Source organism: Cellulomonas jepli (assembly GCF_047229345.1).
Taxonomy (GTDB): domain Bacteria; phylum Actinomycetota; class Actinomycetes; order Actinomycetales; family Cellulomonadaceae; genus Cellulomonas_A.
In genome coordinates this window covers 1-9222 of record NZ_JBFTER010000149.1, presented here as the reverse complement: position 1 = coordinate 9222, position 9222 = coordinate 1, and the positions used below count along the sequence as shown (strand labels likewise).

7 protein-coding genes are annotated in these 9222 nt (G+C 76.8%); 1 reads left to right on the top strand and 6 read right to left on the bottom strand.

Going from position 1 to position 9222, the window contains the following annotated elements:
* The 4 genes from AB6N24_RS21915 to hemE form a co-directional block, all read right to left on the bottom strand.
* On the bottom strand, nucleotides 1-502 hold a 502-nt coding region (locus tag AB6N24_RS21915; RefSeq protein WP_412871480.1), incomplete at its 3' end, for a uroporphyrinogen-III synthase.
* On the bottom strand, nucleotides 502-1575 hold the full coding sequence (gene hemC / locus AB6N24_RS21910; RefSeq protein WP_412871479.1) for a hydroxymethylbilane synthase: 1074 nt from the start codon (nucleotides 1573-1575) through the stop codon (nucleotides 502-504). The genes hemC and AB6N24_RS21915, both read right to left, overlap by 1 nt.
* Before the next feature lie 160 nt (nucleotides 1576-1735).
* On the bottom strand, nucleotides 1736-3502 hold the full coding sequence (locus AB6N24_RS21905; RefSeq protein ID WP_412871478.1) for a protoporphyrinogen/coproporphyrinogen oxidase: 1767 nt from the start codon (nucleotides 3500-3502) through the stop codon (nucleotides 1736-1738).
* An 11-nt stretch (nucleotides 3503-3513) separates the two neighbouring features.
* Entirely contained in the window at nucleotides 3514-4578 is a 1065-nt protein-coding gene (gene hemE, locus AB6N24_RS21900; RefSeq protein ID WP_412871477.1) for a uroporphyrinogen decarboxylase, read from the bottom strand.
* A gap of 46 nt (nucleotides 4579-4624) precedes the next feature.
* Between hemE and AB6N24_RS21895 the strand changes: the two genes are divergently transcribed.
* Entirely contained in the window at nucleotides 4625-6127 is a 1503-nt protein-coding gene (locus AB6N24_RS21895) for a glutamyl-tRNA reductase (RefSeq protein ID WP_412871476.1), read from the top strand.
* 306 nt (nucleotides 6128-6433) lie between these two features.
* On the opposite strand, the gene AB6N24_RS21890 is transcribed toward AB6N24_RS21895, so the two are convergent.
* Together AB6N24_RS21890 and purB are read right to left on the bottom strand one after the other, a co-directional pair.
* Nucleotides 6434-7276: a hypothetical protein gene (locus AB6N24_RS21890; protein ID WP_221196469.1), complete on the bottom strand. Its 843-nt coding sequence runs from the start codon at nucleotides 7274-7276 to the stop codon at nucleotides 6434-6436.
* Between the two features lie 219 nt (nucleotides 7277-7495).
* The gene (purB, locus tag AB6N24_RS21885) at nucleotides 7496-8950 is read right to left on the bottom strand and encodes an adenylosuccinate lyase (RefSeq protein ID WP_412871475.1); all 1455 of its coding nucleotides are present in this window, start codon (nucleotides 8948-8950) and stop codon (nucleotides 7496-7498) included.
* Nucleotides 8951-9222 lie beyond the last annotated feature (272 nt).

The following is a 9222-nucleotide window of genomic DNA, read 5'->3' as shown; positions in this document are numbered from 1 at the left end:
CCGTCGGCGTGCCGGGCGTGCCGGGCGTGCCGGCGGGGGCCGGGGGCCGGGCCGGCCAGACGGCGAGCAGCGTCGCGGCCGACGAGACGCCCGACGGCACGAGGTCCACCTCGACGCCCTCCGCGCGCAGCGCCCGCGCGGTGGCGGGCCCGACCGCGGCGACGCGCGTGCCCTGGACGAGCTCGGCGAGGGGCGTCCCGACCTCCTCGGCGCGGTCCACGAGCACGGGGACGGCCGCGGCGCTCGTGATCGCGAGCCACGTGTACCAGCCGGAGCCGAGCGCGAGCAGCAGGTCGTCGAGCTCGGTCGGGTCCTCGGGTGGGACGGTCTGGATCAGCGCGACCGGCACCGGCTCGGCGCCCGCGGCCCGCAGCGCGATGACGAGCGGGTCGGACCCGTCGTCGGCGCGCGGCACGAGCACCCGGGTGCCCGAGAGCGGTCCGGCGAGGCGCGCCGGGTCGACGTCGGTGCGCAGGACCCCGTCCGGGATGCGGCCCGGCATCAGCGGGGACCGAGCTCGGCGAGGCGGGCCGCGCCGGCGTCCAGGAGCTCCTCGGCGAGCGTGCGGCCCAGCGTCTCCGCCGCAGCGTGGCGCTCGGGGTCGACGTGCCCGACGAGCCGCCCGGTGCCGCGCGGGTCCGCCGGGACGTCGGTGACCGAGTCGACGGTCGGGGCCTCGGGCGCGAGCGCGGCGCGGGCCGAGCGGCGCAGCTGCTGCGAGCCGTCGGTGCGGACCACGACGGCGTCGAGCGTGAGCACGTGACCGGGCGCGCCGTCGAGCCGCGCGTCGGCCGCGGCCGGGTCGTCCGTCGGGGCGGCGTCGAGGCGCGCGAGGGCGCCGACGGGGGCCGCGCAGCCGGCCTCGAGGTGCCCGAGCAGCGCGCGCTCGGCGGCGACGGCGAGGCGCGAGGCCGGGTCGTCGAGCGCGGCGAGCGCGGCGGCGAGCTGCGGGTCGGTGACGCCCGCGCGGACCTCGACGGCGAGCGCCCCCTGGCCGGCGGCGGAGGTCATGACCGCGGGGTCGAGCTCCTGCGTGACCGCGTCGAGCCGGCCGAGGCGCGCGAGCCCGGCGCGCGCGAGCACGACCGCGTCGAGGTCGCCGGGGGCGACGCGGCGCATGCGCGTGTCGACGTTGCCGCGGATGTCGACGACGTCGAGGTCGGGCCGGGCGGCCCGGAGCTGCGCGGCGCGGCGCGGGGACCCGGTGCCGACGCGAGCGCCGGGCGGCAGGGTCGCGAGCGTCCAGCCCTCGCGCGCGCACAGCACGTCGCGGGGGTCCTCGCGGGGCGGGACCGCACCGAGGACGAGCCCGTCGGCCGGGCCGGTCGGGAGGTCCTTGAGCGAGTGGACGGCGACGTCGCACCGCTCGTCGAGCAGGGCGTCGCGCAGCGCGGTGACGAAGACGCCCGTCCCGCCGAGCGTCGCGAGCGAGCCGGTGAGCCGGTCGCCCTCCGTGCGGACGTGCACGATCTCGACGTCGAAGCCGCCGAGCCGGGCCAGCGCGTCGGCGACGTGCCCGGTCTGGGTCAGCGCCAGGGTGCTCGCGCGCGTGCCGATACGAACGGTCGAGGGCATGGCTCCAGTGTCGTCCACCCGGCGAGGGTTGTCGAAAAGTGAGGGCGACCGTGCGCTGCCGGCGAAATCCTGCGCTGGCGCCGCGGCATTTCCTCGAGAAATGTGACCCGTTCCTGACCGACTGTCAGAACAATTCCCGTCGACGCCAGTGTGGCACGCGTCACGGCTTTTCGGTGGTCCCATTCCCGAGCAGCGACCGTGCCGCCTGCCGGGCGTCGGGCACGACGGACGCGAGACCGTTCCCGGCGACCCATGCCCCGCACACCGCGACCCCGGGCAGCCGCTCGACGGCGGCCCGCACGCGCGCCACGACGTCCCGGTGCGCCGCGCTCGGCCGCGGCAACGACTGCGACCACGCGACCCGGGCCGAGCCGAGCACCTGCTCGGGGCGCAACGCCACCCCCAGCAGCGTCGAGGCGTCGCGCAGCGCGAGGGAGGTGAGCGCGGCGGGGTCCAGGTCGCGCGGGTCGTCGGCCACGGACCCGGGCGCGCGGTCGGCGACCCCGTAGGACAGGCGCACGACGTGGCACCCGGGCCCGGCCGCGCGCGCGACCCAGCCCCACTTCGCGGACGCGTGCGTGAGCGCCTTCGCCCGCACCCCCGGGACGTCCGGCGTCACCAGGACGCCCGTGCCGCGCGGCGCGGCGTCGAGCTCCGGCGCGTCGAGCACGAGCGTCGCGAGCACGACGTCGGCGCCCGCGTCCGGCCGGTGACCCGCGAGCTCGGGGGCGAGGCCGGCCGCGAGCAGCCCGGGCGCGGCGGGCGTGGCGAGCACGAGCCGCTCGGTGCTCACCGGCGGCTCTCCGCGCAGCACGACCTCGAACGAGGTGCCCTGGGGTGCGAGGTCCGCGCCTCCGACAGCGCCGGGCTCCGTTCCCCGGGCGCCGGCGTCCGCACGGTCGGCCGCCTCGGCCGCGTCGTCCACGACGGCTGCGGAAGGGACCGCGCCCCCGTGCGCCACCGACGTGTCCCGCTGCTCGGCGCCCGTCCCGGCGACCCCGTCGCCCACCGCGCCGGCGCGCCGCACCGCCGTCACGTCCGCCCCCGTCCGCACGACCCCGCCGTGCGCGACGACGTCCGCCACGAGCGCGTCGACCAGCACGTGCATGCCGCCGTCGAAGGAGGCGACCGCCGACCCGGCCGGTGCCAGCGCCCGCAGCGAGCGCACCGCGCCGCCGAGCGACCCCTCGCGGGCGAGCGCCGCGCGCAGCCCGGGCGACGCGGAGTCGGCCGCGAGGTCGTCGGGGTCGGCCGCCATCACGCCGGCGACGACGGGACGGACGAGGCGGTCCAGGACCCGGCGACCGAACCGGACGCGCACGAGCGACCCGAGCGTCGCGGAGCGGCCCCGGGGCGCCCACCAGGCCGGCAGCACCCGGTCGAGGCTCGCCCGCAGCGCGCCCGCCCGGCCGATCGTGCGCCGCACGTCCTCGGCCCACGGGTCGGCCGGGATGCCGAGGTGCCCCGCACGCGGCAGCGGGCCGGCGAGCCGCGGGAGCTGCACCCACGCGCCGAGCGGCTCCGGGAGCACGACGCGGCGGGTCAGCCCCAGCTCGCCGGCGAGCTCGGCGACCGATCCGCCGCGCGTCGCGAACGACTCGGCCCCGGTGTCGAGCACGAGCCCCGCGACCTCGTGCGCACCGACCGCACCGCCCGGCGCCGGCCCGCGCTCGAGCACGAGCACCGCGACGCCGCCGCGCGCGAGCTCCCGCGCGGCGACCAGCCCCGCGACGCCCCCGCCGACCACGACGGCGCCCCACGTCGGAGGGGTCGCCCTGGTGCCGGCGTCGGCCGCGTGCGCCGCCCCGGCCTCGCTGTCGTGCGCCGCGGTGGGACTCGGGTCGGCGACCTCAGGGTGGCCGCCGCGGTCCCCGTGCGCGACGGCGGTGTCCCCGGCCCGGTCGTCCGACGCACCACCGCGCTGCACGACGCCGCCCGTCAGAGGGAGTGCACGAGCTCGACGACGCGGGTCAGCACGTCCGGGTCGGTCTCCGGCGGCACGCCGTGACCGAGGTTGACGACGTGCGCGGGCGCGACGGACCCGCGGGCGACCACGTCGCGCACGTGCGACTCCAGCACCGGCCACGGCGCCCCGAGCAGCGCCGGGTCGATGTTGCCCTGCAGCGGCGTCCGCCCCCCGAGGCGACGGTTCGCCTCGTCGAGCGGGACCCGGTAGTCGACGCCCACGACGTCCGCGCCGACGTCGCGCATCGCCGCGAGCAGCTCGCCGGTCCCCGTCCCGAAGTGCACCGTCCGGACCCCGAGCCCGCCGACGTACGCGAGCGCGCGGCCCGACGACGGCGCGGCGTGCCGGGTGTAGTCGGCGAGCGAGAGCGACCCGGCCCACGAGTCGAAGAGCTGGGCGGCGCTGGCCCCCGCGAGCACCTGGGCGCGCAGGAACGCTCCCGTGACGTCCGCGGCCCACTCGGTGAGCTCGCGCCACGTGTCGGGGTCCGCGTGCATGAGCGTGCGCGCACCGAGGTGGTCGCGCGACGGGCGGCCCTCGACGAGGTAGGCGGCGAGCGTGAACGGCGCGCCCGCGAAGCCGATGAGCGGCGTCGAGCCGAGCTCCGCGACCGTCAGCGCCACCCCCTCGCTCACGGGTGCCAGCGCCTCGGCGGTCAGGGGGCCGGCGTCCCGCAGGCGGGCGACGTCGTTGGCCGTGCGCACCGGCGAGCCGAGCACGGGCCCGACGCCGGGCTCGATGTCGACGTCGACCCCGGCCAGGCGCAGCGGCACCACGATGTCCGAGAAGAAGATCCCCGCGTCGACCCCGTGCCGCCGGACCGGCTGCAGCGTGATCTCCGAGGCCAGCTCGGGGCGCAGGCACGCGTCGAGCATCGCGACGCCCTCGCGGACCCGCAGGTACTCGGGCAGGGACCGGCCGGCCTGCCGCATGAACCACACGGGCAGCCGCTCGGGACGGCGCCCGGAGAATGCGCTGACGAGCGCGGAATTCGTGGTGCGGCCGTCCACGAGCGGGTGTGTCGAGGGGAGAGTCACCCCTCGATTGTGCCGGACATTCCCGAGGGTGATTCAATCGTGACTCGTGGTGCTGCTGTCATTGATCGCCAGCCACCACGACCTCGACCTCTCGGTGCTGGAACGGCTCTCAGCCGACACGCATGCGGTCGGACGCGAGATCGTGGCCGGCTGCCCCGCCGTGTCCGGTGCCGTCGTGCTCGCGACGTGCAACCGGTTCGAGCTGTACCTCGACGTCGACGACGCCGAGGCGCTCGACCACGCCCGCTCGGGCGCCGCCCAGGTCGTCGCGGCCCGCTCCGGGTACGCGCCCGACCGCGTCGCGGGCCAGGTCCACGCCGCCACGGGCGCCGAGGTCGCCGAGCACCTGTTCTCCGTCGCGTCCGGCCTGGAGTCGATGGTCGTCGGCGAGCGCGAGATCGCCGGGCAGGTCCGCCGCGCGCTCACGGCGGCCCGGCGCGACGGCACCACGACGTCGGCGCTCGAGGCCCTCTTCCAGGCGGCCTCGCGCGCCTCCCGGGCGGTCGGTGCGACGACGGGTCTGGGCGCCGCGGGCCGGTCGGTGGTCTCGGTCGCGCTCGACCTCGTCGAGGACGGCCTCCCGGCCTGGCCCGACGTGCGCTGCGTGCTCATCGGCACCGGCTCCTACGCGGGCGCGAGCCTCGCGGCCCTCAAGGCGCGCGGGTGCGGCGAGGTCCGCGTGTACTCGGCGAGCGGCCGGGCCCGCGCGTTCGCGACCGCCCGCGGGGTGCGCGCGGTGACGAGCCAGGACCTGCACGACGAGCTCGCGGACGTCGACCTCGTCGTCGCGTGCAGCGGCGCGGCCGGGGCGGTCCTCGAGGTCGAGGCGCTCGCCGCGGCGCGCGCGGGCGTCGACCGTCCGCTCGCGGTCGTCGACCTCGCCCTGCGGCACGACGTCGACCCCGGCGTCGGCGACCTGCCGGGCGTCCGGCTCGTGAGCCTGACGACCGTCGCCGAGTACGCGCCCGACGAGCACTCCGCCCCGGTCGAGGCCGCGCGCGCGATCGTCGAGCGGACCGCCGCGGAGTTCGACGCGGAGCGGCGCGTGCGCGAGTGGAACCCCGCGGTCGTCGCGGAGCGCCGGCGCGTGCTCGGCGGGCTCGACCAGGCGCTCGTGGACGGTGCCGAGCAGGCCGAGGCGATGGCCGCGGCGTGGGCCCTGGCCCGGGCGGCGGTCCGGCTGGACCGGCGGTCGCAGTCGGTCGGCACGGTGGAGCTGGCGGACGCGTCGGACCCGGCGAGCGCCTCGGATCCGGCGAGCGCCTCGGATCCGGCGAGCGCCTCGGGCCCGGCGTCTGCCGCGGCCGGGACGGTGACGGACGACGGTGAGCCCGACCTCGCGCCGTACGTGGCCGTCGCGCTCGACGAGCGGGCTGCACGCTCGCTGCGCCGGCGGACGCGCGCCGCGCTGCACGGGCCGACCGTCCGCGCGCGTGAGGCTGCGCGTGCGGGGGACGAGGTGGCGTACCGGGCGGCGCTCGCCGAGCTGGCGGCGATCCCCGTGCCGGACGTGGCTGGGGTCTTCCGCCCGCAGGTGGCGTCGGCCTGAGCCGGTGGGCCGGTCAGGGTTCGCGGCCCGAGCCGGTGGGCCGGTCAGCGCTCGCGGCGGCCCGGTCCGTGCCGGTGAGCCGCCCTGGCTCGGAGGGCGCGGGCTGAGCCGTTCAGTCCGGCCGCCGCCGCTGCACGCGCTGGGTGCCGGCGTCCGGCTGTGCCCGGGTCCTCCTGGCGACGTCCACGTGCGGGTACGTGAGTCGCGGGGTCCCGGACAACGAGGTGCGCGCCGGGCCTGAACGGGGGGGAGTCAGGCCCGGCGCGCGGTTCGGGGGGTGCGGCGTGAGCCGCTAGACGAACGCTCTCATGCCCACGCGCGCTGTGCGGGGCCGGGCGCCCAGGTCGCGGGGACGACCTGGTTTGTCTGGATATCTGTCAGTTCAGCAGCATAGACGATCGCCTCGTAGACGCCAGCCTCGATGCGGTCGAGCCGCAGACGCTCGGCGCGCTCGATGTCGTCGCCGAGGTGCGAGATGCGGGCGACGACGTAGCGCTGGGCGTCCTGCCACTGGTCGACGACGCGGACCTCGAGCCCGTTCCAGCGCGCCGTCAGGTCGAGCTCGAACAGCTCGCTGACGTCCTCGCGCGGGACCCGGCGGAACCAGCGGCCCGAGGGCGCCTGCTGGAAACCGGTCTCGGAGAGCGGCGGGTTCGCGAGCGCCAGGGTCACCGTGCGGCCCTCGTCGATGACGTCGGCCTCGAGGTAGGCGCCGTGCCACTTGGCGACGGGCCCGACGCAGCGCGACAGCGAGGCGAGCGCGGGGCGGTGGGCGCCGATCTGCGTGACGCTCCAGCCGGTGCCGACGTCGCCGTAGCGGCCGAGGAGGATCGACGTGCCGTCCGCGAAGACGCGGACGAGCTCGGCGCCCGGGGGGATGCGGGAGTGGCGGAGCCACCACAGCGGGACGATGTAGCCCGGCACGTCGCGGTACTGGAGCTGCGGCGAGGACTCGAACCGCAGGACGTCGATCGACGGTGCGTACGGGCTGAACGGCGTCCCCGGGTACCCGAGGCCGTGGACCTCGAACAGCTGCGCGGGGGTCGTGGCGAAGGCCACGTCGTCGGCGCGGACCACGTAGCCAGCCACCCGGTCGTGACCGACGCTCAGGTGAGCGCGGGTCAGTGCGGGGGTGATCGCCTTCTGCATGAGCGTCACGTGGGCAACCTCGCCGAGAATCGGATGTAACCGGACGAACCGGATCGAGTCACGATTGTGCAGGCGAACCGGTCGGTTGTCCAGGTTTCACCCATTCGCTCTAGCCCGTCGGGTGGCGCTTACCGGGGGCCTGTGTCCCCGCGGAACGGGTCGAACACCAGGTGAGAGGGCTCTCACATGCGCTGACCTGCAGTGATGTCGACCGTTCGGTCAGTCGTCGAGGTAGTCGACGAGCCGGGCGGCGAGCCCGGTGTACGTCGCAGGGGTGAGGGCGGAGAGGCGCGCGGCGACGTCGTCGGGCAGTCCGAGGCCCGCGACGAAGGTCCGCATGTCCTCCGCGGTGAGCCGGCGGCCCCGCGTGAGGTCCTTGAGGCGCTCGTACGGGTTCTCCATCCCGGCGACGCCGGCGACCGCGGCGGCACGCATCGCGGACTGCACCGGCTCGCCCAACACCTCCCAGTTGGCGTCGAGCTGGCGCTCGAGGCTCTCCCGGTCCACCGCGAGCCCGCCGAGCCCGCGGCGCACGTTGTCGATCGCGAGCAGCGAGTGCCCGAACGCGGGGCCGATGTTGCGCTGCGTCGTGGAGTCGGTGAGGTCGCGCTGCAGCCGCGACGTCACGAGCGTCGAGGCGAGGGTGTCGAGCAGCGCGCTCGACAGCTCGAGGTTGGCCTCGGCGTTCTCGAAGCGGATCGGGTTGACCTTGTGCGGCATGGTCGACGACCCCGTGGCCCCCGCGACGGGGATCTGGACGAAGACGCCGTTCGAGATGTACGTCCACACGTCGGTCGCGAGGTTGTGCAGCACGCGGTTGAACCGCGCGAGGTCGCTGTACAGCTCGGCCTGCCAGTCGTGCGACTCGATCTGCGTCGTCAGCGGGTTCCAGGTCAGGCCCAGGTGCTCGACGAACGTGCGGCTGACCTCGGGCCAGTCCGCGCCGGGGACGGCGACGACGTGCGCGCCGAACGTGCCCGTCGCGCCGTTGAGCTTGCCCAGGAACTCGGCGGACTCGATGCGGCGGAGCTGGCGGCGCAGGCGGTGCGCGAGGACGGCGAGCTCCTTGCCGAGCGTCGTCGGCGTCGCGGGCTGGCCGTGCGTCAGCGCGAGGAGCGGGACCTCGGCGTGCTCGCGCGCGAGGGCGGCGAGCTGGTCGACGAGCGCGCGGGCGGCCGGCAGCCACACGTGCTGGACCGCGCCGCGGACCATGAGGGCGTAGCTGAGGTTGTTGACGTCCTCGCTCGTGCAGCCGAAGTGCACGAGCTCGCTCAGGGCCGGCAGGGCCGTGCCCTCGCCGAGCACCGACGGCGCCGCGGCGATGCGCTCCTTGAGGAAGTACTCGACGGCCTTGACGTCGTGGACGGTCACGCGCTCGATCGCGGCGAGCTCCTTGACGTCCGCGGCGCCGAAGCCCGTGACGACCGAGCGGAGGTACGCGACGTCGGCGTCGGACGGCACCGGCGCGCCCGGCAGGACCCGCTGCGTCGCGAGGTGCACGAGCCACTCGACCTCGACGTGCACCCGCTCGCGGTTGAGCGCGGCCTCGGACAGGTGGTCGACGAGCGGCGCGACCGCCGCGCGGTACCGGCCGTCGAGCGGGCCGAGCGCGATCGGCGGCTGCACCTCGGCGAGCGAGGTCCGGGCGTGAGGCGTCGAGGCGTCAGCGGGCATGGCACCCATCATCCCAGAGCAGCGCGGTGCCGGACCGCCGCATCCGCTCCCAGAGACGCGCGGTGCCGGACCGCCGCACCCGCTCCCGGAGACGCGTCAGTAGGGTGGGCGCGCACCGCCCGCACCAGGCCGAGGAGGGTCATGGGGACGCCGTCGAGCCCGTCGCTCGACCCGCCGGGGCGCGCGGCGCCGGGCGGGTCCGTCGCCGCCGGGCCGGGTGCCGCCGGGCAGGGCGCCGAGGGCCTGTCTCGTCTACACAACTGACGCTGCCG